At 45.0% G+C, this 21,176-nt stretch carries 43 protein-coding genes; all 43 read right to left on the minus strand.

Going from position 1 to position 21,176, the window contains the following annotated elements; translation table 11 throughout:
- Nucleotides 1-446: 446 nt before the first annotated feature.
- Complete coding sequence (locus ACQW03_RS25980; RefSeq protein WP_441952802.1) at nucleotides 447-857, minus strand: hypothetical protein; 411 nt, start codon at nucleotides 855-857, stop codon at nucleotides 447-449.
- Between the two features lie 2 nt (nucleotides 858-859).
- Nucleotides 860-1,075, minus strand: coding sequence for a transcriptional regulator (locus tag ACQW03_RS25985; RefSeq protein WP_441952804.1), 216 nt, complete (start codon nucleotides 1,073-1,075; stop codon nucleotides 860-862).
- The gene (locus ACQW03_RS25990; RefSeq protein WP_441952806.1) at nucleotides 1,072-1,257 is read right to left on the minus strand and encodes a hypothetical protein; all 186 of its coding nucleotides are present in this window, start codon (nucleotides 1,255-1,257) and stop codon (nucleotides 1,072-1,074) included. The genes ACQW03_RS25985 and ACQW03_RS25990 overlap by 4 nt, the downstream gene beginning before the upstream one ends.
- Before the next feature lie 124 nt (nucleotides 1,258-1,381).
- A complete protein-coding gene (locus ACQW03_RS25995) occupies nucleotides 1,382-1,738 on the minus strand; it encodes a hypothetical protein (protein WP_441952808.1) in 357 nt (118 codons plus the stop codon).
- Nucleotides 1,728-2,045, minus strand: a complete 318-nt coding sequence (locus tag ACQW03_RS26000) for a hypothetical protein (RefSeq protein WP_441952810.1) — start codon at nucleotides 2,043-2,045, stop codon at nucleotides 1,728-1,730. The genes ACQW03_RS25995 and ACQW03_RS26000 overlap by 11 nt, the downstream gene beginning before the upstream one ends.
- Nucleotides 2,042-2,386 carry a hypothetical protein gene (locus ACQW03_RS26005; RefSeq protein WP_151256161.1) on the minus strand — a complete coding sequence of 115 codons (345 nt, stop codon included), beginning with the start codon at nucleotides 2,384-2,386 and terminating at the stop codon, nucleotides 2,042-2,044. Before ACQW03_RS26005 ends, ACQW03_RS26000 begins: the two co-directional genes overlap by 4 nt.
- On the minus strand, nucleotides 2,361-3,017 hold the full coding sequence (locus ACQW03_RS26010) for a zonular occludens toxin domain-containing protein (protein ID WP_441952812.1): 657 nt from the start codon (nucleotides 3,015-3,017) through the stop codon (nucleotides 2,361-2,363). Before ACQW03_RS26010 ends, ACQW03_RS26005 begins: the two co-directional genes overlap by 26 nt.
- Nucleotides 3,018-3,023: 6 nt before the next feature.
- Nucleotides 3,024-3,380 carry a hypothetical protein gene (locus tag ACQW03_RS26015; protein WP_441952814.1) on the minus strand — a complete coding sequence of 119 codons (357 nt, stop codon included), beginning with the start codon at nucleotides 3,378-3,380 and terminating at the stop codon, nucleotides 3,024-3,026.
- Complete coding sequence (locus ACQW03_RS26020; protein ID WP_441952816.1) at nucleotides 3,377-3,781, minus strand: hypothetical protein; 405 nt, start codon at nucleotides 3,779-3,781, stop codon at nucleotides 3,377-3,379. Before ACQW03_RS26020 ends, ACQW03_RS26015 begins: the two co-directional genes overlap by 4 nt.
- Nucleotides 3,762-3,905, minus strand: coding sequence for a hypothetical protein (locus ACQW03_RS26025; RefSeq protein ID WP_441952818.1), 144 nt, complete (start codon nucleotides 3,903-3,905; stop codon nucleotides 3,762-3,764). Before ACQW03_RS26025 ends, ACQW03_RS26020 begins: the two co-directional genes overlap by 20 nt.
- A 14-nt stretch (nucleotides 3,906-3,919) precedes the next feature.
- Nucleotides 3,920-4,210 (minus strand): hypothetical protein, encoded by a 291-nt coding sequence (locus tag ACQW03_RS26030; RefSeq protein ID WP_441952820.1) that lies wholly within the window; start codon nucleotides 4,208-4,210, stop codon nucleotides 3,920-3,922.
- A 160-nt stretch (nucleotides 4,211-4,370) separates the two neighbouring features.
- The gene (locus ACQW03_RS26035; RefSeq protein ID WP_441952822.1) at nucleotides 4,371-4,640 is read right to left on the minus strand and encodes a hypothetical protein; all 270 of its coding nucleotides are present in this window, start codon (nucleotides 4,638-4,640) and stop codon (nucleotides 4,371-4,373) included.
- 5 nt (nucleotides 4,641-4,645) lie between these two features.
- Complete coding sequence (locus ACQW03_RS26040; protein WP_441952824.1) at nucleotides 4,646-5,038, minus strand: hypothetical protein; 393 nt, start codon at nucleotides 5,036-5,038, stop codon at nucleotides 4,646-4,648.
- A gap of 56 nt (nucleotides 5,039-5,094) precedes the next feature.
- Entirely contained in the window at nucleotides 5,095-5,247 is a 153-nt protein-coding gene (locus ACQW03_RS26045) for a hypothetical protein (protein ID WP_441952826.1), read from the minus strand.
- A 4-nt stretch (nucleotides 5,248-5,251) separates the two neighbouring features.
- On the minus strand, nucleotides 5,252-6,604 hold the full coding sequence (locus ACQW03_RS26050) for a hypothetical protein (protein WP_441952828.1): 1,353 nt from the start codon (nucleotides 6,602-6,604) through the stop codon (nucleotides 5,252-5,254).
- 1 nt (nucleotide 6,605) lies between these two features.
- Nucleotides 6,606-7,169, minus strand: coding sequence for a hypothetical protein (locus tag ACQW03_RS26055; protein WP_441952830.1), 564 nt, complete (start codon nucleotides 7,167-7,169; stop codon nucleotides 6,606-6,608).
- 35 nt (nucleotides 7,170-7,204) lie between these two features.
- Nucleotides 7,205-7,903, minus strand: a complete 699-nt coding sequence (locus tag ACQW03_RS26060) for a hypothetical protein (RefSeq protein WP_441952832.1) — start codon at nucleotides 7,901-7,903, stop codon at nucleotides 7,205-7,207.
- A 68-nt stretch (nucleotides 7,904-7,971) separates the two neighbouring features.
- Nucleotides 7,972-8,172, minus strand: a complete 201-nt coding sequence (locus ACQW03_RS26065) for a hypothetical protein (RefSeq protein WP_441952834.1) — start codon at nucleotides 8,170-8,172, stop codon at nucleotides 7,972-7,974.
- A gap of 64 nt (nucleotides 8,173-8,236) precedes the next feature.
- Entirely contained in the window at nucleotides 8,237-8,473 is a 237-nt protein-coding gene (locus ACQW03_RS26070) for a hypothetical protein (protein WP_441952836.1), read from the minus strand.
- Nucleotides 8,470-8,631: a PTS ascorbate transporter subunit IIC gene (locus ACQW03_RS26075; RefSeq protein ID WP_441952838.1), complete on the minus strand. Its 162-nt coding sequence runs from the start codon at nucleotides 8,629-8,631 to the stop codon at nucleotides 8,470-8,472. The genes ACQW03_RS26070 and ACQW03_RS26075 overlap by 4 nt, the downstream gene beginning before the upstream one ends.
- A 132-nt stretch (nucleotides 8,632-8,763) precedes the next feature.
- A complete protein-coding gene (locus tag ACQW03_RS26080; RefSeq protein ID WP_323873226.1) occupies nucleotides 8,764-8,889 on the minus strand; it encodes a hypothetical protein in 126 nt (41 codons plus the stop codon).
- A gap of 1 nt (nucleotide 8,890) precedes the next feature.
- Entirely contained in the window at nucleotides 8,891-9,235 is a 345-nt protein-coding gene (locus ACQW03_RS26085) for a hypothetical protein (protein WP_441952840.1), read from the minus strand.
- Between the two features lie 770 nt (nucleotides 9,236-10,005).
- A complete protein-coding gene (locus ACQW03_RS26090; protein ID WP_441952842.1) occupies nucleotides 10,006-10,590 on the minus strand; it encodes a hypothetical protein in 585 nt (194 codons plus the stop codon).
- Nucleotides 10,591-10,700: 110 nt separating this feature from the next.
- Entirely contained in the window at nucleotides 10,701-11,285 is a 585-nt protein-coding gene (locus ACQW03_RS26095) for a hypothetical protein (RefSeq protein ID WP_441952844.1), read from the minus strand.
- Nucleotides 11,286-11,402: 117 nt separating this feature from the next.
- Complete coding sequence (locus ACQW03_RS26100; RefSeq protein ID WP_441952846.1) at nucleotides 11,403-11,579, minus strand: hypothetical protein; 177 nt, start codon at nucleotides 11,577-11,579, stop codon at nucleotides 11,403-11,405.
- A complete protein-coding gene (locus ACQW03_RS26105; RefSeq protein ID WP_441952848.1) occupies nucleotides 11,576-11,824 on the minus strand; it encodes a hypothetical protein in 249 nt (82 codons plus the stop codon). The genes ACQW03_RS26100 and ACQW03_RS26105 overlap by 4 nt, the downstream gene beginning before the upstream one ends.
- A 73-nt stretch (nucleotides 11,825-11,897) precedes the next feature.
- Nucleotides 11,898-13,550 carry a replication initiation protein gene (locus tag ACQW03_RS26110; RefSeq protein WP_441952850.1) on the minus strand — a complete coding sequence of 551 codons (1,653 nt, stop codon included), beginning with the start codon at nucleotides 13,548-13,550 and terminating at the stop codon, nucleotides 11,898-11,900.
- Between the two features lie 886 nt (nucleotides 13,551-14,436).
- Nucleotides 14,437-14,847 (minus strand): hypothetical protein, encoded by a 411-nt coding sequence (locus ACQW03_RS26115; protein ID WP_441952802.1) that lies wholly within the window; start codon nucleotides 14,845-14,847, stop codon nucleotides 14,437-14,439.
- 2 nt (nucleotides 14,848-14,849) lie between these two features.
- Entirely contained in the window at nucleotides 14,850-15,065 is a 216-nt protein-coding gene (locus tag ACQW03_RS26120) for a transcriptional regulator (protein ID WP_441952804.1), read from the minus strand.
- The gene (locus tag ACQW03_RS26125; protein ID WP_441952806.1) at nucleotides 15,062-15,247 is read right to left on the minus strand and encodes a hypothetical protein; all 186 of its coding nucleotides are present in this window, start codon (nucleotides 15,245-15,247) and stop codon (nucleotides 15,062-15,064) included. Before ACQW03_RS26125 ends, ACQW03_RS26120 begins: the two co-directional genes overlap by 4 nt.
- Before the next feature lie 124 nt (nucleotides 15,248-15,371).
- On the minus strand, nucleotides 15,372-15,728 hold the full coding sequence (locus ACQW03_RS26130; protein WP_441952808.1) for a hypothetical protein: 357 nt from the start codon (nucleotides 15,726-15,728) through the stop codon (nucleotides 15,372-15,374).
- Nucleotides 15,718-16,035: a hypothetical protein gene (locus tag ACQW03_RS26135; RefSeq protein WP_441952810.1), complete on the minus strand. Its 318-nt coding sequence runs from the start codon at nucleotides 16,033-16,035 to the stop codon at nucleotides 15,718-15,720. The genes ACQW03_RS26130 and ACQW03_RS26135 overlap by 11 nt, the downstream gene beginning before the upstream one ends.
- Nucleotides 16,032-16,376: a hypothetical protein gene (locus ACQW03_RS26140; protein ID WP_151256161.1), complete on the minus strand. Its 345-nt coding sequence runs from the start codon at nucleotides 16,374-16,376 to the stop codon at nucleotides 16,032-16,034. Before ACQW03_RS26140 ends, ACQW03_RS26135 begins: the two co-directional genes overlap by 4 nt.
- On the minus strand, nucleotides 16,351-17,007 hold the full coding sequence (locus tag ACQW03_RS26145; protein WP_441952812.1) for a zonular occludens toxin domain-containing protein: 657 nt from the start codon (nucleotides 17,005-17,007) through the stop codon (nucleotides 16,351-16,353). The genes ACQW03_RS26140 and ACQW03_RS26145 overlap by 26 nt, the downstream gene beginning before the upstream one ends.
- 6 nt (nucleotides 17,008-17,013) lie before the next feature.
- Nucleotides 17,014-17,370, minus strand: coding sequence for a hypothetical protein (locus tag ACQW03_RS26150; RefSeq protein ID WP_441952814.1), 357 nt, complete (start codon nucleotides 17,368-17,370; stop codon nucleotides 17,014-17,016).
- Nucleotides 17,367-17,771, minus strand: coding sequence for a hypothetical protein (locus tag ACQW03_RS26155; protein ID WP_441952816.1), 405 nt, complete (start codon nucleotides 17,769-17,771; stop codon nucleotides 17,367-17,369). Before ACQW03_RS26155 ends, ACQW03_RS26150 begins: the two co-directional genes overlap by 4 nt.
- Nucleotides 17,752-17,895, minus strand: coding sequence for a hypothetical protein (locus tag ACQW03_RS26160; RefSeq protein WP_441952818.1), 144 nt, complete (start codon nucleotides 17,893-17,895; stop codon nucleotides 17,752-17,754). Before ACQW03_RS26160 ends, ACQW03_RS26155 begins: the two co-directional genes overlap by 20 nt.
- Before the next feature lie 14 nt (nucleotides 17,896-17,909).
- Entirely contained in the window at nucleotides 17,910-18,200 is a 291-nt protein-coding gene (locus tag ACQW03_RS26165) for a hypothetical protein (RefSeq protein WP_441952820.1), read from the minus strand.
- Between the two features lie 160 nt (nucleotides 18,201-18,360).
- Nucleotides 18,361-18,630, minus strand: coding sequence for a hypothetical protein (locus tag ACQW03_RS26170; protein ID WP_441952822.1), 270 nt, complete (start codon nucleotides 18,628-18,630; stop codon nucleotides 18,361-18,363).
- 5 nt (nucleotides 18,631-18,635) lie between these two features.
- The gene (locus tag ACQW03_RS26175) at nucleotides 18,636-19,028 is read right to left on the minus strand and encodes a hypothetical protein (protein WP_441952824.1); all 393 of its coding nucleotides are present in this window, start codon (nucleotides 19,026-19,028) and stop codon (nucleotides 18,636-18,638) included.
- Between the two features lie 56 nt (nucleotides 19,029-19,084).
- The gene (locus ACQW03_RS26180; protein WP_441952826.1) at nucleotides 19,085-19,237 is read right to left on the minus strand and encodes a hypothetical protein; all 153 of its coding nucleotides are present in this window, start codon (nucleotides 19,235-19,237) and stop codon (nucleotides 19,085-19,087) included.
- 4 nt (nucleotides 19,238-19,241) lie between these two features.
- The gene (locus tag ACQW03_RS26185; protein ID WP_441952828.1) at nucleotides 19,242-20,594 is read right to left on the minus strand and encodes a hypothetical protein; all 1,353 of its coding nucleotides are present in this window, start codon (nucleotides 20,592-20,594) and stop codon (nucleotides 19,242-19,244) included.
- A gap of 1 nt (nucleotide 20,595) precedes the next feature.
- Nucleotides 20,596-21,159, minus strand: coding sequence for a hypothetical protein (locus ACQW03_RS26190; protein ID WP_441952830.1), 564 nt, complete (start codon nucleotides 21,157-21,159; stop codon nucleotides 20,596-20,598).
- Between the last annotated feature and the right edge of the window lie 17 nt (nucleotides 21,160-21,176).

Genomic DNA, 21,176 nt, shown 5'->3' on the forward strand with positions numbered 1-21,176 from the left:
GGCATCCTAGGCTTGCAGTTGGGAACCGCTCGTCAAGGGTTCGCTTCGCCGCTGCGCGCCCTGGACGGCTGCATACGGCGTTTTAGCACCAGTTAAATATAAAAGGCCCCCTGACGCTTCTCGGAGTGAGAGCAATCAGGGGGCCTTTTATATTCGTAAGATTTGCACCTATTCATTCACTTTCCCATTGAATCTATCTCATGGATACAGTAGAATAGTGGTACAAAGCCCACGTAAACAAGATTAATCAAGTGGCTCTTACACCTGATTGTCTTTTCCCGGCGCCCTGTTTCTCCGATCCTTACATCGGTTAAGCAGCGAGAGTTGTCCAGACTCAAGCCGCCGTGAAACGTGGCCTTTTTATTTATCTAAGAAAATATTACCACCGTCTAGCGTTTTTTGCTAGACTTATTTACTATTCGCTTCACACCCAAAGCTGACAGGCGCTATATTTTTTTTCCATAGTTATTTTCTTCAAAAAAAGAATCCAATATTTGCAATGATTCGCTTTCGTTTTTTCCTGTCATGGATTCCGCCAAATCGTTAAGTATGCTTAACGCTCCCTCGTCTATTTCTTCCGGCTCGGAATCCCATCTATACCCCGCGTTACCATCCATATCAAGATGCTCAACAGCATCCTGCACACTATCAAATTCCAGGCCTTCAAAATGAATAAAATCAATTAAATACCCGAAACTGTCGCCGTCAGCAGGTCTGGCTATTTCGAGGGTACAAATATATGCACCTTCGTGGCAATATACTGCCACATAACGCTCATCAATCAAAGGATTGCGTAAATACTCATGTTTGCTGCGATTTTCATCCGTCATTTTCATTTTCAGTTTTCCATCTCTCATAACTACACCTCCAAAAATTTTGTTAAAGAAGATTCGTGCAGCTCGCGGAAATACTCCGCATAAGATGCCACCCGTCCGGACGCAATTAGACCGTCGATATGTTCCCAATCTGCATCCGGCAGCGTGATTCGAAGCGCCTTGGACTTGCCAATCTTCTTCCGGCCCGATCCAGGCCGCGCGCCTCCATAATTCTTGCTGTGAAAATGTGGGTGTCTCATTGTATCCACCCCGAAACAGAATGATCCTCTTTCACTTCAACAATAACATCACGATCATCGTGGCGGATAACTAACTTCGTGGCATTTTTCCTTGCTTCCTTTTCATTACGTCCTGATACATTTTCATAGTAATAACGACTAGCACCATTGAAGCTTTCAAATTTAACAATCCAAGTTTTCATATTTTTCAGACCTCCAAAAATTCGCTTCAGCGAACTTGATTTTTGCTTCTGAAATCATTTTACTGCAGCAAATTGAAAAATGCAACACTTTTCAAGAATGCCGGCACAAAAAAACCTACCAGGGTCATTCCTGGCAGGCTTCGAGTTCTTTTATTTTCTTCTTTAGCTTCTTAATTTCCATGCCCTCCACAAGTTGCGTACTCCGAATACACGCGTACACTGTGCCTGCCAGCACATACCCAAAAAGCAGCAACACAATATTTCTAAATGCAGCAGAATCCGGTTTTTCAAAACGCTGAAATAGACTCATAGTTTCGTGATATTGCTCAACTGTCATACCTTCTATGATCTTACCACTACAATATTGATAGACCAGGAATATTAACCCCGTAAATATTGCAATTTCAAGAATAAAGCGTACGGAAAACCATACAGACCTACCAATAGAAGAATCCATAAATCGCTTGAGCTTATTCTTCATGCTGTTCACCTTCAAGCTCTTGTATTTTAAGTTTCAAGCGTTTGATTTCAGAATTATGCCCCCACCGCTGAACATTCAATGTCAAATACACAATCAACACAGTTATAGCAAACGCTAGAGAAATAAACGGTGTTATAACCACTTTCATTTTTGTGTTCATTATCTGCTGGAAAACGTCCATTTGAGCGGGTGTAAAAGTTTCTTGTGTTTTCACAGCCATAAACACAAAAGCAACCATAAGCCCTATAAACGCTAGAATTTCCACAGTCCACACAATCGTTTTACCTAATTTTTCAGCTTTCGTCATACTACTTCCTCCGCTTCTATTAATTCCACTTCTTTAACCACAGCCATATATTTAGCTTGTTCCGTTTTCGTCAGTTCTTTTTTTTCTAAGACGTAATAACAGTTCCGGCCAACTTGTACACGTCGAGATTCAAATAAATTTTTACGCTGCCAGTGCATGCAGCTCGCCGGGATCAGCAGCCTACCAAACATAGCGGCTATGCTTTCAGCATTTTGCACCTGGCGCCAAAAATAGTATTCCTGGCTTAATCTCGTATACCGGACTTTTGGTATGGATGGAAATTGAAACAGCAGCTCCTGCGGATCATGTTTTACTTTATTTGCTGGTACGATTGTTGGCATGTTTGCCCCTCCTGGCTTCGTTGTGTACCTGTTCCAATTTGTCCATAAATTCTGCGGCAGCTCGTTCCGTGCGCGGCAGCGGAAAGCCGCCGACAAAGGAATGAGAATCAAATAGGTTAAGGGCATGAATCTTCTTTACCATGCCGGACGAAAGAAAACGGGAATGGATCAGCTTCCCCATCCGACCGTAGCTATCCGCTTGGAAATCGTAATAATCTATGTGCATTCCCTTATTGCCGGCTGGCCGGATATGAATCAAAACTTCAAGCATTTCACGTACCCGACTGTCTAGGCGGTTGACACTCGGCGTAGCAAATATCTGTACGCTGGCCATCTTACGCGCAAAGGTCAGGATGTCCGTAGCAATAATGTTGTCACTTTTGAGCGCTGTCCGGCTATTAAATGACCTATGCGCCTCGTCCCATATACAAACAGAACCATGAGCTTCAGCTACCTTAAACCAGTCTTCCGCAACCTTGATCCGTTCCGCGCCTTTAAGATCATAGTTTGCAAACAGCTTGGCCGATCCTCCAAGCTTCTCAATCTTGCCTTTGTACAGCCAACCCATCATGCTGGCCATTGTCGTTTTACCCACGCCCAGATTGCCCATAATCCCGATTATATGCGGCATAGGCTGTTACCCCCTTCCACCCTTAACCATGCGTCCATCGGCCATAATAATCGGCTTAGGCGGCTTTGGTATAAGCTCCTCGATGGTACGCAGGAATGTTTCTGGCCGTGCAACGGATTTTTTAAATTCTTGTTTAATCTGCTTAATAATCGTATTGTACGGGTTGCCCTCCGGGTGCAGCCTGGTGTTATTACCCATGCTTTCCAGGAGCAGCAGCGCCCGCACCTGGTCTTCGCTGAAAGGTGCAGCGTAGTCACTCATGAATGCCAGAACTTGTTTTACATCGCTGACATGCTGCACATTAGGGAACAAATCATCGTTTATGACGGACTGTATCTTATCTGCGTTGTCATGTGTACTCATCTGCTCACCATTGAGATGACCAGGATAAGAAAGAACAAAATCCCTCCACCGATCAGGATGATCTTACCAAGCGGCAGCCTACGACCTTCCTCGGCCACTTCTGGCGCAAAGTGCGTTATCTGACGCATAACCGTACTGCGCTCCAAGGCCGCAATCCGCTGGCAATCCTCCACATTCTCGGTTATGGTCGGATACATAAATATCCGGCCACGTGGCCCCGTGTATGCCTTCACGTCGGCCTTTGGTACGGCGTAATTGCCATCCATAGACTCTGCATATACCCTTTCATCGTTAATGTCTGTAATCGGCGCTATAGCCGCTGTACCATCGTTTTGCAGGACAACCAGCACATCCTGTGGTAAATACTCCACTTCCTCGCTCTTACTTCCGAACAGTCGCATTTTTGTTAGCTCCCTTATTCTTAATTTTGTTAATCAGCCAAAACGACAACATTGTGACCCAGGCAATCCCCAAGGCCAAGCCTGATCCAATCGCAAAAAAATAACTAAATACACTACCTTCCATGTCTTCCCCTCCTCTTACCACCACTGAGCGCCGCCCTTGACGGCGTAATACAGCCTTAAAATAACTTTGACGATCTGGAGTATTCCCAGGATAACGATTCCGGCCAGCAGCGAATCTACGACCGCCTGCATTGATGCCGGAAGGTATCCGAAGAATACGAAATATTTGTTTAAGTTAATGCCGTGTCCTGCGACCTGGCTAACGTTGTTAAGATAGTCTCGCGCCATCCCCAAAAACTCCAGCGGCGGTGAAAAGATAGAATCTATCGCATTACGCAAGCCCTGCGGCAAGAAATATTCATACAAGCGACCACCTCATTCCAATTGCATTGTTCGGATATTAGGCCGGATCTCCGACATCCGGAAGCAATAATCGTTCGTTTTTTGCTATCCGGAATGAGTTGGCCACCTTTTTATCGTCCGGATTTTCCACCTTGTACCGCTCTGAGAGGTGGCAGATTAATTTTTATATCGTCGTCGTACTCCCTCGTTTCGGTCTTAGTACCGTCTGCATGATGGAATATTTCCGTTCGGATCGTCCGGCCAGTTCTTGCGTCCCTATCGAGATGAATCTCGATTGTAGGAAGCTTTTCCCTCTTCTTTCATGGATAAATGGCAGAAATATAAATCCCAAAATAATAACAACCCAAGGCCCAAAATAAGCAATAAACTCCAGGCCGGACAGCAAGGAACTTCGTACATCGTTCGGCAACTGTATGCCACTAAAATTATTCAATACAATCAGTCTCCCATCTGAATACTGCCGATGATCCGTATGACTCCCCAGGCCACCGTAAACCAAATCAAAAACAGTAGCACATAGGATAGTGTGTCGATCTGGAAGTAATTAAGGCCCTGGGCTACATTACGGATAATAGGAGACCAAACGCCATCATCTGGCGATCTTGAAACGTAAGTAAATCCGGCCAAGGTGACAAAAATACCTTTCACGATGGCGACTATGATTTTCCCGATCATATAAAAAACCTGTATCAGTAGCCAGGCAATCATTGCGATCTTATAGACCAGATAAAGGATCAAGGCTATAACCACAAATAATGGCCGCAGCAGAAACTTCAAAAAATCGAAAAGAGCCTGGAACATAATGCCCAGGAGGTACGAAATGAACTCCATGAGCCTATGAAACAATCTCTCAAAAAATTGCCAGGATGATTGCAGTATCTGACGGATCATCGCGGCAATGCTTTGCGAGTTTTATAGACAATCGCGAAAATCTCATGGATAATGCGATCCGAATACATAATGGCCGTAAACACGATCAGCGGCGCAGATATGTACGCGAGCTGCTTAACGGCGAACTGAAATATCTCCAAGCTTGACATGTGACTAGCCCCCTTGTTTCTTCGTTTTTTTGTTAATTAAATACATAAAAGCAATAACCATATTTGCCAGGACAATAGCCAAAGAGACCAGCACCCAACCGTTAAACAGCTTCACAAATTCCAAGCCAGCTTTAACGGCATCCAGTACACCAAATCCGCCCCCCAGGTCGAGGACTGGAGCTGTAGGGTTATTGCTATTCCCCTCTGTGCCGTCCGCTAATATCGCCCTGGCTTCCGCCTTATTCGCGATGGCTCCAGGGATATACCCCATTGCCCTGGTAATCTTGTATTCAAAAATTGACGGCCCCACGCTACCAATCAAACGGCCATTGAGATAGATACGGTAACCTGTGGCCCCCTCTGTTTTCTGCCAATTAACCAACAGAAAGTCGGGCCCCTCTTCCTGAGCTGTATCCGTCACCGGCAAAGGCGTTGTAACATTGACCGCATTCGTGGACAAAAACCGACCATACTTGTCATACATGGTCACCACAAATTTATATTTCTTATCCGGCTTTGCCTTGAATACAAACGATCCGTTACCAAAATTCCCTTCTGCCACCGTGCCATCTTGATAGACTACTTCACGACTTGATCCATTAGGCTTTGTCCATGCCAACCCCACGCTATTCCAGGCGGTACTGGTCACTTTTAAAACCGGATTAATGACCTCTGCATAAGGAGCTGCTTGGACCTCCTTGCTAAAACCGGATTCTCCATCTGGAAAAACAGACGTAAGCTTAATGGAGTACACCTTGTCGGGGATCAGATCCGTCATGATATATTCGTTCGTTGTCAGCTCCCTAAACTTTTGACCATCTACATAGAGCAGATAGCCTGTAGCCTTGGGAACCTCGTTAAATGTTATCTTGAGTGACTTGATATCTGGAACGACCTGGAGGTTATCCGGACGGGGCAATTGGTAAGATCCAAAAACATCAAACTCAGCCAAATCAGTGTTCCATCCATCGCCTCCCAAAGCTGCATCAAGGACTATTTTTCTTACGGATTTAAAATCAACCGGATAATCCAGTGTCCCAATTCCGAAACCAGACTTTTGGGCAATCAAAACGCCAGAATCCGAGTAAAACCCAACGCGAAACGTACCGTTCATGCGATACGTTACATTAGCTCTAATCCGGGTTAAATCAGCGGTTTTTGGTAGCGTGAAAGTGACCGAATTTTTATAGATAGATTGCTTGGTTGAGTCATTACCGTCTGTAAGATTTTTAGTTGTTCCCCCAGGGACAACAACCGCCTCCATACCATTAAGAAGTCCCCCTGGGTAGGCGTTTACTTCATGCGGCATCAAAAATAAAAAAACAGCTATGAAAGCAAATATACTTTTAAACCACACGTTACCCCCCTCCTTCTCTTGGTATTGGAATTTCGACCTCTGCCCCACTAGGCGCAGGCGTATCAATCGTTTGATTCTTGGGCTTGGGTATATCAAAAATTATTTTCCCAGGCGTAGGGGTTTCTATCGTCGTCGGCGGCGTTGCGGCCTTCGGTATATCAAAAATAATTTTCTTCGGTACTGGTGGTTCTTCCAGTTCCATTTTCTTTGGCTTATCTATATCCACGCTGTCTATGCCATCCTTAGGATCAGACAGCACAAAGGGCTTCGAATCGTCCTTTGTCTCAACGGCTGGAGTGCTAGCAATGTCAAACTTAATCGGCCCATTTTCAAATTCCCCAGGGACTTTTGGAACCAAAGTATCTTGCTCCGGCGTGGAGATGTTAGGCAGCGGCAAAGGGACTATGGTCGCCTGGTCTATCTCTTCCTGGCTCGGCGCATCCGGTACACTCCCGACATAATTCGACAAATGATTAACGGTAGCTGCACCGATCTTGTTAGCTACATCGTTCCAATCCGGCGGCGGCGGAATTGCTCTCTCGATAGCTCCGGTGAGCTGCCCCATGAGGACATCCCAATCTGGACATTCCAGAGCCTTTTTTATGTTCTCGCATGGATCACATTGTGATGAGCTGCCGCCATCGGGCCCACCGGAATCGTCTCCCCCGGAATCATCTCCCGGATCAGTGGCTCCCCCATCATCACTACCGCCTGAGTCGTTGCCGCCAGGGTTTGTTGTACCTGTGTCGCCGCCACTGGAACCGCCTCCGGTGTCACCACCGCCACCTGTCGGCGGTGTAGGCGTTGTTTGTCCTCCACCGCCCGTGTCGGGGGGCTTGTTGTCCCTCCTTGCTCCGCATCCGGCAAGAACCCGTATTCGGCAAGTTTAAGGAATTTTTCTGCGCTGCCATCGGATGTAAGAGAGATAGATACACCCTTGCTTTTATGCGCCCTAAACGCTGTTGTGCCAACGTCTACGGGTGCCCCGTCCGTCGAACTGGTTATTTTCATTTTGTATCCATCGCCAAATGTCACCGTAGCATATACCTTGTTGCTTAAAGCTCCTTTGACCCTAAAACGTATACTGGCTATGTAGTATTTTCCGCCACCCTCGGACGGTACAAATTTGGTACCTCCCCCCGAAGTTTTAGCAGCGAAAGTACCAGATGTACCTTTCGGTATAGTCACCTCAAAACCACCATCAGGCACTTTAATATTGCCTTTCGGCACGGCTGCGGAAGCCAGCACCGGAATATTAAGCAGCATAATAATTAACAGTGTTAACCATATTTTTTTCATCGCTTCTACCCTCTCTGTAAAAATAGCCCAGACAGTAAATCGTCTGGGCTATTTGTGATACTGCATTTTTACTTAGTGCCAGCGGCCGACTTACCTTTTTTAACCAGCCAAAAAATAAAGCCGATGATGATTGACGCAAACGAAATACCAATCCCGATTGCTGTCCATCCACCAAACAGACCCATAAAGCCGGATGCTGCGGACAAGCCGTCTGCTGGCGTTAAAGGTAAAGTAACCCCCGATAGATCCACTACTGCTGCTGCTGCCATAATAAAATTCCTCCTTGGAAAGTTGTTGTTTTTTTATATAGAGAAGGGTTGCCCCTGAACTCACTTAGTAATAATCAAATTCATCGTCTTCATCGCGTGATTGACGATTCGCATTGTGAAAAATGTCAATGATGACGTACAATACCATGCCTGCAACGATCACCGCGATAATCGTCATGATGATCGGCATATTGTACTTAATAAAATATTTCGTGAATTGGAAAATCTCAGTCATACGATCTTGGTCAAAAAAGGACTTCGGATAGTTCACAGTTGGGTCTGCAATTGGGCGTAGATTCATGTTTTCTTACCCCTCACGGCATTAACAATGACCGTCATAAGCATACCCACCACGACGACCGCAACCACGACCATGACGAAATTGGAACCCGTTTTCATGAAGTTCTTCCACATGCTCCAAAAGAAATTCCAGTCCCAAATATCAGAAATGTCCATCATTGTATCTATCACCCTCCCTTGTTCTGTGCCAGAGCGTAAAGGACGTAGCAACTACGCCAAGACCTGAACAAAAGGCAGCCAGCAATTTGATTAAATCTTTATTCCCCAGGAACCAGACCAAAGCGGCCCCGATCAGCGTTTCCATCCTTTGGCCACCTCCAGCAAGAAATGTCCCATCATGGACACCGCCACGGGTAATGACAAAGCAAATGACAACGCAATGGCTGTCGACTTGGGATCTAAATGGATGAATGACACGTTATCCTCTCCCCGTCGATAGTTTAAGCAACCATTGCAAGACCAGGAATGCCAGGACTAAAAAAAGACCAGCGCTGACAAGCGCATCCCCTAGAGTCATTTCGTTACTAAAGGCGATAAAATCCCCGTTTGGAAGCTCCACCAGTTGTTGACTACGCAGTTCCAAAGGCTGGTTAACTACGTATACATCTTTCGTTACCGCTGGTGCTTCCGGCATGATAATAGGTTCGGCTTGCTGTGGGTTTGGCTGTTGGATAGCCGTATCCGGCTGCACGACCGAATCTGTATGTACCTCCTGCGCCGGAATGGACGGTTCCGGTTGTGCTGGAGCTTCATCGTGGTTCATTTTTCACCCCCACACTGAACGCAAAAAAGAGGCGCAGCCTATAAGCGGCTGCGCCTCATTATCTCTCAAAAAATACACACCTAAAGAAATTTTTACCATATTGCTACTATTGCAACACAGGAAAAAATAACATAAAGTGTTCTGAGGGACGAGCGAGGGCATTTCGCTCCGACCTATGGGACAATGAAAGCTACCAACTTTCATTTCCCGACGAAAGTCCTGTAGATGTTATCAGCATCTAACAGGGCTTTTTTGCTATTCAGGTTTTTAGTTATCTACAGAATAGACCATCTTTTGCTATTTGTCACCGTGCTGTATCCTACAATAGTTAGAAAGCAGCACGTTTCCGAAAAATCGCACAAATTTTCTTGTGTTTGGACATCCATCCTAATTACTAGGATGGAACACTAAAAACGAGAACGTATTTTCCGTTCTTGTTTACTATAAAAAAAAAATTAGGACTTGTCTATATTTTTTTGGGTAATTTTACCCAAGTATTTTTCGTTGATTAGTCTTTCTATCACATGTTTTACGTTACCTTCCTTTTCTAGCTCAGTTATAACTTTTTGCTTTAGGTTAATGCAAACACTTCTAGTTAATTCACTTTCCGGTTTCCTACTGCGAGCCAAAAAACCTCTCCCTTTCGCATCCCTCTCCTTTTCTTTTTTTTCTTTTCAGCATACACCAAAAAACGGCATTCTCCCAAACAGAGAAATACCGTTAGCATGTCCATACCGTGCTGCTTTCTAAAGAGATATATATCTCTCCCTCTATCCCCGTCCCGGCGTGTAAATATCGCGTTCCCTTTGCTTCTTTCGATTCCACTCCGTTTCTGGATCAGGTCCACCCTGTTCCGGCTTGTCTGTGCTGCGGCGCAAGAATTGCCACCACTTCCGTTCTTGTGAAGCAGCTAAAAGCTGTTTCGTTGCTTCTAATTCCTTTTGTAAAGCGGCTATACCATTGCTTTGAAGCTCCATTTGTTCTCTCATACTCGCCATATCTCCGGCCTGTTGTTGGCTGCGCTCTGCCATCTGCTTGAGCAGCTCAATCGCCTGATCATATCGCTTATCATGACGACTTTCCCCGTTTATTACGGGCATATTTCCATCGCCCGTATCGGATAAAAATTGCATATGCCTAGCCGTGACAATCATTGCAGATTTTTCAACGCTTATACCGCTATCCTTGCATAGCGTAGCGAGTTCTCGCATAACCATAGCGTCTTTTTCCGTATAACTCCGATTGTTACTATCGCTACGCTCTAGCAAGTATCCCGCCTTTTCCAAAGCCATAGCATATTTGCGTACCGTAACGGCCTTAACGCCTAAAAAACTTGCTACGTCGCCTGTTTTCATGTTTATACACCGTCCTTTCATAGTGTTACACTCTATCAAAAAACCCGTTACGCCTATGATATGCCCCGTACATAATGAATAGCAACCAGGGTCCCTGGCTGCTCATAAAATTAAAAATCCATACCTCCACCACCACCGCCGCTGTCGCCGCCGTAAGAGTCGCTAGAATGGTCTGTATAGCTGTGATGGCTACTATGACTATCATAACTATTGTGGCTACTAGAATGGCTGCTATGGTTGTTAGAACTGCTTTCAAAGGCGTTGCTTACCGCACTACCAATGATCAGGCCTGTTATCAGGTCGTTATTGCTTCGGTCTGAAACAGATTCACTCCTTGCGTTTGAACTCCATTTCCCCCGAACCCTGGAACGATCCGCGACATCTGGATCATTTGGATAAATTTCTGCATCACTCACAAAAACTTTTTCACCGCCTGGCGTTTTAACAAAATACCCGCCATTTGTCCTGATTACAGGTTCTTCCGGCTCGGGTTTAGGTTGATATTCACCCCTACCACCCTCATCAAAACCTCCATATTTCAACATCTTAACAAGAGCAAACGCAATTCTTATAGCGATAAAGGCACCTGCCATTACAAGCAAAACATGAAAACTAAAACTAAATATTTCATACAAATTTGACATACCGTCAAATATTGGCGATAGATCAAGTTCAGGTGTATTTTGTTCTTTCATCCGATAAGCTCCAATCTCTATTTTCTACGCGATGATATTTCGCAAAATTTAAGATAAATCCAAGAAAGACCAACTACGCAAATAAGCAACAAAATGCAGGAAATAATGTCCTTAATGTTACTGTCCATTTTCTTTCTCCAAAGTCCCATCCACAAAACCGCACATATAACCAGCCGCCAGTAAGTTCATATCCCGTTCGCTTTCTACTCGGATTCCCAGGACAAACTTCTCGGAACGTATCTTCGATTCGGCCATAACTTTAGCTTTTTTCTCTATACGATCTCTATTAATCATGATTTTACCCTCTCAAATTCCACAGATATTCTTTCCAGCAAACTATCCATTTTCACCCTAAAATACTTTTTAGACCCTTCATATCCACGCTTAAAGCCTATATCATTTCCCTCGCTATAACCGTCCCTATAAGCTTCTTTAATAGACATTTTTACGGCAGCCATATCATTATCGCTAATATCAAGTTTATTCAAAAATTCCATTTGGTCATTCACATATTTCGACTCTTTTTCCATATAGCTCATACCCTGCATCCCCTTCCATGTGATATAATATAAGCAACGATAATTTGAAATGAAGGCTCTCCGATCCCCACGATCAGAGGGCTTTTTCTTTTGTAAAATCAAACCCGACTTGTACGCCTCGGCTCACTTCACCCTCTACAGGCATACGCTTTTTAGGATTCTTATTCTTTGTAAATTCCTTTTCATCAAATTTGAATTTCTTCGTGGCAAACCAACCTGGCAAACCATCTGGAAACACGTTGTATTCCAGTTCTAAGCGCTCTTTTGGATCAAGCTGTACATAAGCATTCCATATACTTTCTTCCGTTTGCATACCATCCGGCTGCTTACCCATAAGCAACATTTGTCGTTCTTCCTCAGCCATTTGCAAAGGTTCAACTTCCGGCATAATAGGTTCACTTATCGGCTCTTTCTTCTGCAACAGAACCGCTTGATCTTCACCTATTACCTTTTCGATATTATGCAGCTTCGATTTAGTAAGCAATTCATTCAAAAGCTCCACCTTATTCGTCGTTTTCCGTTTTTCTGCCATTTCAGCTTTTAACAGTTTCGTATCCATGTAGAGCCTTCGTTTTTGCAAAACATCATCTTCAAAATTTTTTTTTTTGTCCTGCTCATACTCATGAACCATCGTTTGAAACACTTTCATTGCTTCAATCATCATGTCCGCATCTTCCGGCAAGTTCTCGGTAAAAATAAGCTTTTGCATCCGTCCACGAATTTGGGCAATTTCCCTTTCTTTGGTCGTGTCTATATCCTTTAACCGGAACAAATGATCTCGGCATTCAGTAAACTGGTGCGGATCGCCTTTTTGAAGAACTTTCCAAAATGCAGAATTATGTGTAAACTTGCTGCCGACCAAGTGTGACCACAGCATAGACAGGCCATCCAGACGCAAAAGAAAATCCATGCTGTCAAAAACATTTTCTTCGCCCGTTTCGCTGTTAGCCAGCCCTTTGAGCCAGTCCCTATGTACTTCAAATTCGACGTTCCAGACCTTATCAGGGTTCATGCCTTTATCCAAGTAGATCTGATTGAAGTAGTCTTTTCCCTTTTTCTTGATCTCAACTGACTTATTATAAATACGCAGTTGCAGTCTGCTCCGATCTCCAAAATACGCTGTCTCAAATATCCCTGTAAACGGGTCTATACGTAGCGCATCCGGCTTGTTATCGTCTGCCACGTTCCTCGGATAGTCCATACCTCGCAGATCGTCCAATGTCCACTGAAATTGATCCGAATGCACACACAAGTCAATACGATTCGGTTTACTACCCTCATAGGCAAAACCCATACCTGTCAGGACTTCTAGCGACTCCAGAAAAGCATCTTGCGCGCCCAGCTCCCACAGCTTAAATTGGTTAATCTGAACTTTAATTGGGAAAGTACCGTCATTCCGGCGTTTCTTCGCAAAAAATATAGCCATGTCCTGGTTACGCACCTGATAAGCGTATATAGGCCGCTGTCCTCCGGCTTCGATCTGGAAGGTGGCCGGATACTCATATCTCCCCAACTTGACCTGGATTACGTCCGGCTGGCCTTCTTCTGCGTTCTCCTTGCCTTCGATCAACGTTTGCATCAGACCGGATGCCATGACTTCATCGTAATTCCAGGCATCGCACGTGTACCATAACGTATCAACATTAAAAACAAAGCGGCTCGGGTCTGGAGCAAATTGCTTCTTCCCTCTCGCCGACCCTGCCTTTTTCGTATAGCTTGATGGCATAAAAAACTCCCCTTAGACTCAATTTTTCGCAAATAACTGCAATTCGCAACTTAAAAAACCTTATAAAACCGTGTTTTTTTGAAAGAATGCTCATGATTTCATGCATTTTTCTCTGTTTTTCTTGTCGTGGTAAGTGCTAACCCTTGTGCAGAGCGGCTTTAGTGGGTATAGATAAAGACCACCGTGACCCCATGTTATACCTTCTGGGGTCTGGTGCTGCTTTCGTCGTAATGCGCCCATTAAACCCGCTCAAAAAGCCAGGTCAAAAGCGCCAAAACTCCAGCAGCACCAGCCTATTTACAACTTTTCACCATATGAATAATTCACAACAGTCCATTTTCGGACAAAGACTAAGGTCGCCCCCGGCGGCTAAAGGGCTAGCCCTTTAGAATCCCTATTCCCTCGGCGGGTGCCAGCCCTCCGAACCGGAGGTTCAGAGGGGCATCCTAGGCTTGCAGTTGGGAACCGCTCGTCAAGGGTTCGCTTCGCCGCTGCGCGCCCTGGACGGCTGCATACGGCGTTTTAGCACCAGTTAAATATAAAAGGCCCCCTGACGCTTCTCGGAGTGAGAGCAATCAGGGGGCCTTTTATATTCGTAAGATTTGCACCTATTCATTCACTTTCCCATTGAATCTATCTCATGGATACAGTAGAATAGTGGTACAAAGCCCACGTAAACAAGATTAATCAAGTGGCTCTTACACCTGATTGTCTTTTCCCGGCGCCCTGTTTCTCCGATCCTTACATCGGTTAAGCAGCGAGAGTTGTCCAGACTCAAGCCGCCGTGAAACGTGGCCTTTTTATTTATCTAAGAAAATATTACCACCGTCTAGCGTTTTTTGCTAGACTTATTTACTATTCGCTTCACACCCAAAGCTGACAGGCGCTATATTTTTTTTCCATAGTTATTTTCTTCAAAAAAAGAATCCAATATTTGCAATGATTCGCTTTCGTTTTTTCCTGTCATGGATTCCGCCAAATCGTTAAGTATGCTTAACGCTCCCTCGTCTATTTCTTCCGGCTCGGAATCCCATCTATACCCCGCGTTACCATCCATATCAAGATGCTCAACAGCATCCTGCACACTATCAAATTCCAGGCCTTCAAAATGAATAAAATCAATTAAATACCCGAAACTGTCGCCGTCAGCAGGTCTGGCTATTTCGAGGGTACAAATATATGCACCTTCGTGGCAATATACTGCCACATAACGCTCATCAATCAAAGGATTGCGTAAATACTCATGTTTGCTGCGATTTTCATCCGTCATTTTCATTTTCAGTTTTCCATCTCTCATAACTACACCTCCAAAAATTTTGTTAAAGAAGATTCGTGCAGCTCGCGGAAATACTCCGCATAAGATGCCACCCGTCCGGACGCAATTAGACCGTCGATATGTTCCCAATCTGCATCCGGCAGCGTGATTCGAAGCGCCTTGGACTTGCCAATCTTCTTCCGGCCCGATCCAGGCCGCGCGCCTCCATAATTCTTGCTGTGAAAATGTGGGTGTCTCATTGTATCCACCCCGAAACAGAATGATCCTCTTTCACTTCAACAATAACATCACGATCATCGTGGCGGATAACTAACTTCGTGGCATTTTTCCTTGCTTCCTTTTCATTACGTCCTGATACATTTTCATAGTAATAACGACTAGCACCATTGAAGCTTTCAAATTTAACAATCCAAGTTTTCATATTTTTCAGACCTCCAAAAATTCGCTTCAGCGAACTTGATTTTTGCTTCTGAAATCATTTTACTGCAGCAAATTGAAAAATGCAACACTTTTCAAGAATGCCGGCACAAAAAAACCTACCAGGGTCATTCCTGGCAGGCTTCGAGTTCTTTTATTTTCTTCTTTAGCTTCTTAATTTCCATGCCCTCCACAAGTTGCGTACTCCGAATACACGCGTACACTGTGCCTGCCAGCACATACCCAAAAAGCAGCAACACAATATTTCTAAATGCAGCAGAATCCGGTTTTTCAAAACGCTGAAATAGACTCATAGTTTCGTGATATTGCTCAACTGTCATACCTTCTATGATCTTACCACTACAATATTGATAGACCAGGAATATTAACCCCGTAAATATTGCAATTTCAAGAATAAAGCGTACGGAAAACCATACAGACCTACCAATAGAAGAATCCATAAATCGCTTGAGCTTATTCTTCATGCTGTTCACCTTCAAGCTCTTGTATTTTAAGTTTCAAGCGTTTGATTTCAGAATTATGCCCCCACCGCTGAACATTCAATGTCAAATACACAATCAACACAGTTATAGCAAACGCTAGAGAAATAAACGGTGTTATAACCACTTTCATTTTTGTGTTCATTATCTGCTGGAAAACGTCCATTTGAGCGGGTGTAAAAGTTTCTTGTGTTTTCACAGCCATAAACACAAAAGCAACCATAAGCCCTATAAACGCTAGAATTTCCACAGTCCACACAATCGTTTTACCTAATTTTTCAGCTTTCGTCATACTACTTCCTCCGCTTCTATTAATTCCACTTCTTTAACCACAGCCATATATTTAGCTTGTTCCGTTTTCGTCAGTTCTTTTTTTTCTAAGACGTAATAACAGTTCCGGCCAACTTGTACACGTCGAGATTCAAATAAATTTTTACGCTGCCAGTGCATGCAGCTCGCCGGGATCAGCAGCCTACCAAACATAGCGGCTATGCTTTCAGCATTTTGCACCTGGCGCCAAAAATAGTATTCCTGGCTTAATCTCGTATACCGGACTTTTGGTATGGATGGAAATTGAAACAGCAGCTCCTGCGGATCATGTTTTACTTTATTTGCTGGTACGATTGTTGGCATGTTTGCCCCTCCTGGCTTCGTTGTGTACCTGTTCCAATTTGTCCATAAATTCTGCGGCAGCTCGTTCCGTGCGCGGCAGCGGAAAGCCGCCGACAAAGGAATGAGAATCAAATAGGTTAAGGGCATGAATCTTCTTTACCATGCCGGACGAAAGAAAACGGGAATGGATCAGCTTCCCCATCCGACCGTAGCTATCCGCTTGGAAATCGTAATAATCTATGTGCATTCCCTTATTGCCGGCTGGCCGGATATGAATCAAAACTTCAAGCATTTCACGTACCCGACTGTCTAGGCGGTTGACACTCGGCGTAGCAAATATCTGTACGCTGGCCATCTTACGCGCAAAGGTCAGGATGTCCGTAGCAATAATGTTGTCACTTTTGAGCGCTGTCCGGCTATTAAATGACCTATGCGCCTCGTCCCATATACAAACAGAACCATGAGCTTCAGCTACCTTAAACCAGTCTTCCGCAACCTTGATCCGTTCCGCGCCTTTAAGATCATAGTTTGCAAACAGCTTGGCCGATCCTCCAAGCTTCTCAATCTTGCCTTTGTACAGCCAACCCATCATGCTGGCCATTGTCGTTTTACCCACGCCCAGATTGCCCATAATCCCGATTATATGCGGCATAGGCTGTTACCCCCTTCCACCCTTAACCATGCGTCCATCGGCCATAATAATCGGCTTAGGCGGCTTTGGTATAAGCTCCTCGATGGTACGCAGGAATGTTTCTGGCCGTGCAACGGATTTTTTAAATTCTTGTTTAATCTGCTTAATAATCGTATTGTACGGGTTGCCCTCCGGGTGCAGCCTGGTGTTATTACCCATGCTTTCCAGGAGCAGCAGCGCCCGCACCTGGTCTTCGCTGAAAGGTGCAGCGTAGTCACTCATGAATGCCAGAACTTGTTTTACATCGCTGACATGCTGCACATTAGGGAACAAATCATCGTTTATGACGGACTGTATCTTATCTGCGTTGTCATGTGTACTCATCTGCTCACCATTGAGATGACCAGGATAAGAAAGAACAAAATCCCTCCACCGATCAGGATGATCTTACCAAGCGGCAGCCTACGACCTTCCTCGGCCACTTCTGGCGCAAAGTGCGTTATCTGACGCATAACCGTACTGCGCTCCAAGGCCGCAATCCGCTGGCAATCCTCCACATTCTCGGTTATGGTCGGATACATAAATATCCGGCCACGTGGCCCCGTGTATGCCTTCACGTCGGCCTTTGGTACGGCGTAATTGCCATCCATAGACTCTGCATATACCCTTTCATCGTTAATGTCTGTAATCGGCGCTATAGCCGCTGTACCATCGTTTTGCAGGACAACCAGCACATCCTGTGGTAAATACTCCACTTCCTCGCTCTTACTTCCGAACAGTCGCATTTTTGTTAGCTCCCTTATTCTTAATTTTGTTAATCAGCCAAAACGACAACATTGTGACCCAGGCAATCCCCAAGGCCAAGCCTGATCCAATCGCAAAAAAATAACTAAATACACTACCTTCCATGTCTTCCCCTCCTCTTACCACCACTGAGCGCCGCCCTTGACGGCGTAATACAGCCTTAAAATAACTTTGACGATCTGGAGTATTCCCAGGATAACGATTCCGGCCAGCAGCGAATCTACGACCGCCTGCATTGATGCCGGAAGGTATCCGAAGAATACGAAATATTTGTTTAAGTTAATGCCGTGTCCTGCGACCTGGCTAACGTTGTTAAGATAGTCTCGCGCCATCCCCAAAAACTCCAGCGGCGGTGAAAAGATAGAATCTATCGCATTACGCAAGCCCTGCGGCAAGAAATATTCATACAAGCGACCACCTCATTCCAATTGCATTGTTCGGATATTAGGCCGGATCTCCGACATCCGGAAGCAATAATCGTTCGTTTTTTGCTATCCGGAATGAGTTGGCCACCTTTTTATCGTCCGGATTTTCCACCTTGTACCGCTCTGAGAGGTGGCAGATTAATTTTTATATCGTCGTCGTACTCCCTCGTTTCGGTCTTAGTACCGTCTGCATGATGGAATATTTCCGTTCGGATCGTCCGGCCAGTTCTTGCGTCCCTATCGAGATGAATCTCGATTGTAGGAAGCTTTTCCCTCTTCTTTCATGGATAAATGGCAGAAATATAAATCCCAAAATAATAACAACCCAAGGCCCAAAATAAGCAATAAACTCCAGGCCGGACAGCAAGGAACTTCGTACATCGTTCGGCAACTGTATGCCACTAAAATTATTCAATACAATCAGTCTCCCATCTGAATACTGCCGATGATCCGTATGACTCCCCAGGCCACCGTAAACCAAATCAAAAACAGTAGCACATAGGATAGTGTGTCGATCTGGAAGTAATTAAGGCCCTGGGCTACATTACGGATAATAGGAGACCAAACGCCATCATCTGGCGATCTTGAAACGTAAGTAAATCCGGCCAAGGTGACAAAAATACCTTTCACGATGGCGACTATGATTTTCCCGATCATATAAAAAACCTGTATCAGTAGCCAGGCAATCATTGCGATCTTATAGACCAGATAAAGGATCAAGGCTATAACCACAAATAATGGCCGCAGCAGAAACTTCAAAAAATCGAAAAGAGCCTGGAACATAATGCCCAGGAGGTACGAAATGAACTCCATGAGCCTATGAAACAATCTCTCAAAAAATTGCCAGGATGATTGCAGTATCTGACGGATCATCGCGGCAATGCTTTGCGAGTTTTATAGACAATCGCGAAAATCTCATGGATAATGCGATCCGAATACATAATGGCCGTAAACACGATCAGCGGCGCAGATATGTACGCGAGCTGCTTAACGGCGAACTGAAATATCTCCAAGCTTGACATGTGACTAGCCCCCTTGTTTCTTCGTTTTTTTGTTAATTAAATACATAAAAGCAATAACCATATTTGCCAGGACAATAGCCAAAGAGACCAGCACCCAACCGTTAAACAGCTTCACAAATTCCAAGCCAGCTTTAACGGCATCCAGTACACCAAATCCGCCCCCCAGGTCGAGGACTGGAGCTGTAGGGTTATTGCTATTCCCCTCTGTGCCGTCCGCTAATATCGCCCTGGCTTCCGCCTTATTCGCGATGGCTCCAGGGATATACCCCATTGCCCTGGTAATCTTGTATTCAAAAATTGACGGCCCCACGCTACCAATCAAACGGCCATTGAGATAGATACGGTAACCTGTGGCCCCCTCTGTTTTCTGCCAATTAACCAACAGAAAGTCGGGCCCCTCTTCCTGAGCTGTATCCGTCACCGGCAAAGGCGTTGTAACATTGACCGCATTCGTGGACAAAAACCGACCATACTTGTCATACATGGTCACCACAAATTTATATTTCTTATCCGGCTTTGCCTTGAATACAAACGATCCGTTACCAAAATTCCCTTCTGCCACCGTGCCATCTTGATAGACTACTTCACGACTTGATCCATTAGGCTTTGTCCATGCCAACCCCACGCTATTCCAGGCGGTACTGGTCACTTTTAAAACCGGATTAATGACCTCTGCATAAGGAGCTGCTTGGACCTCCTTGCTAAAACCGGATTCTCCATCTGGAAAAACAGACGTAAGCTTAATGGAGTACACCTTGTCGGGGATCAGATCCGTCATGATATATTCGTTCGTTGTCAGCTCCCTAAACTTTTGACCATCTACATAGAGCAGATAGCCTGTAGCCTTGGGAACCTCGTTAAATGTTATCTTGAGTGACTTGATATCTGGAACGACCTGGAGGTTATCCGGACGGGGCAATTGGTAAGATCCAAAAACATCAAACTCAGCCAAATCAGTGTTCCATCCATCGCCTCCCAAAGCTGCATCAAGGACTATTTTTCTTACGGATTTAAAATCAACCGGATAATCCAGTGTCCCAATTCCGAAACCAGACTTTTGGGCAATCAAAACGCCAGAATCCGAGTAAAACCCAACGCGAAACGTACCGTTCATGCGATACGTTACATTAGCTCTAATCCGGGTTAAATCAGCGGTTTTTGGTAGCGTGAAAGTGACCGAATTTTTATAGATAGATTGCTTGGTTGAGTCATTACCGTCTGTAAGATTTTTAGTTGTTCCCCCAGGGACAACAACCGCCTCCATACCATTAAGAAGTCCCCCTGGGTAGGCGTTTACTTCATGCGGCATCAAAAATAAAAAAACAGCTATGAAAGCAAATATACTTTTAAACCACACGTTACCCCCCTCCTTCTCTTGGTATTGGAATTTCGACCTCTGCCCCACTAGGCGCAGGCGTATCAATCGTTTGATTCTTGGGCTTGGGTATATCAAAAATTATTTTCCCAGGCGTAGGGGTTTCTATCGTCGTCGGCGGCGTTGCGGCCTTCGGTATATCAAAAATAATTTTCTTCGGTACTGGTGGTTCTTCCAGTTCCATTTTCTTTGGCTTATCTATATCCACGCTGTCTATGCCATCCTTAGGATCAGACAGCACAAAGGGCTTCGAATCGTCCTTTGTCTCAACGGCTGGAGTGCTAGCAATGTCAAACTTAATCGGCCCATTTTCAAATTCCCCAGGGACTTTTGGAACCAAAGTATCTTGCTCCGGCGTGGAGATGTTAGGCAGCGGCAAAGGGACTATGGTCGCCTGGTCTATCTCTTCCTGGCTCGGCGCATCCGGTACACTCCCGACATAATTCGACAAATGATTAACGGTAGCTGCACCGATCTTGTTAGCTACATCGTTCCAATCCGGCGGCGGCGGAATTGCTCTCTCGATAGCTCCGGTGAGCTGCCCCATGAGGACATCCCAATCTG

It is taken from the genome of Paenibacillus sp. DRB1-1, assembly GCF_052119485.1.
Lineage (GTDB): Bacteria > Bacillota > Bacilli > Paenibacillales > Paenibacillaceae > Paenibacillus > Paenibacillus polymyxa_B.